This is a genomic window from Moorena sp. SIO3B2 (genome assembly GCF_010692525.1).
GTDB classification, from domain to species: Bacteria; Cyanobacteriota; Cyanobacteriia; order Cyanobacteriales; family Coleofasciculaceae; genus Moorena; species Moorena producens.
The window spans coordinates 1-1561 of sequence record NZ_JAAHHE010000833.1 but is presented as its reverse complement, the minus strand read 5'-3'; the positions used below and the strand labels follow the sequence as shown (position 1 = coordinate 1561).

The following is a 1561-nucleotide window of genomic DNA, read 5'->3' as shown; positions in this document are numbered from 1 at the left end:
GGTTATTTTGGGTTCAGTCTGGCTGTGGACGCTTAATTGAATTTGGCCCAGCTCAGCAAATCTTCCAGAATCCCCAACATCCCATTACAGCAGAATACATCAATGGTCAGCGTGGATAAGGGAATCCTGCCACACACTAAGAATCCCAAAGGCTAATTGTAAAGAAGATGAACCAAAATTTACAGCTATCCACAGACAACTACTATTCCCAGCCCCGGGAGCAAGGTAAAAGTATTTACACTATCTGGGAAGAAGGAAACGCCTATAAAGACTCGATAACACCAACAATTTACGACACCAACTACCGAGAATTTATTACCCAAAAAATTGAATCCTTGCTTAACTACAAACTCACAAGCAATATCTTGAGTATTGGCACGGGTAACGCTTTTGTGGAAAGTGATTTACATAAAAAAGGGTATAACGTCATAGCCAATGATGTCAATGAAGATGCCATTGAAATTGCGCGAAACAAAGGATTGACCGTGGTTTTTGCTGATATAAATCAGTGGGAACCGGAACACAAAAATTTTGATTTAATTTACTGTGATGGGGTAGTTGGACACTTATATAAACCAGGAGTGGGTTTAACCAAGCTCTTCAGTCGTTTACGAGATTGGTTAGTGTCTAACCAGGGTATTCTGCTGATTTCTAATGATGCAGCGGTGATCAACGCTCCTGTACATCCTCACCCAAGGGTCAAAGACTTTTATTGGTTTTCGGCAGATTATTTGCGTTCGGAGTTACTTAGCGCTGGTTTTGAAGCCGTTGAAAACGAAAGTTTTATCTATCACCGTCCCCTGACAGGAGACAAAGAACGGTTGATTTTAGAAGCGCAAGTCAGAAGTTAGAAGTCAGAAGTCAAAAGTAAGCTATGACTAAGAGGATATCTCCCAAGTTTTTTGATACTGAATTTTGCCCCCCTAGGGCGTGTTTTCAAAGTTTTCCGCAAGATTATGATCCCCCCCAGCCCCCCTTAATAAGGGGGGAGCCATACTCAAAGTCCCCCTTTTTTAAGGGGGATAATGGGGGATCTCCGAGGCAATAAAACACGCCCTAGGGCGTGTTTTCAAAGTTTTCCGCAAGATATTAGATCCCCCCCAGCCCCCCTTAATAAGGGGGGAGCCATACTCAAAGTCCCCCTTTTTTAAGGGAAACGGGGGATCTCCGAGGCAATAAAACACGCCCTAGCCCCCCGAGCGAGGGATTGCTCGCTTGGGGGATTTAGGGGGCTGCGTAGTGGTGTAATTATGCTGGATTAGTTCAGTTATGGATTTAGGACTAAAAGGCAAAATCGCTTTAGTGACGGCATCGAGTCGAGGCATGGGTAGAGCGATCGCAGAGGGCTTGGCCGCTGAAGGGTGTCAAGTGATTATTTGCGGTAGAGATAAGGATAATTTACTCAAGGCTGCCCAGCAAATAGAAGCCAAGACAGGACAAGTCATTACACCTATCCCAGTGGATCTTGAGCAAAAAGAGAGTATCTCCCAATTGCTAACGGGCATTACCAATCAATTTTCCACCATTGATATTGTCGTCAATAACGTGGGTGGGATGCCCT

At 44.4% G+C, this 1561-nt stretch carries 2 protein-coding genes; both read left to right on the top strand.

What is annotated here, in order from left to right:
• Positions 1–167 precede the first annotated feature (167 nt).
• Entirely contained in the window at positions 168–851 is a 684-nt protein-coding gene (locus F6K38_RS41580; RefSeq protein ID WP_287360682.1) for a class I SAM-dependent methyltransferase, read from the top strand.
• A 418-nt stretch (positions 852–1269) separates the two neighbouring features.
• On the top strand, positions 1270–1561 hold a 292-nt coding region (locus F6K38_RS41575; RefSeq protein WP_287360680.1), incomplete at its 3' end, for an SDR family NAD(P)-dependent oxidoreductase.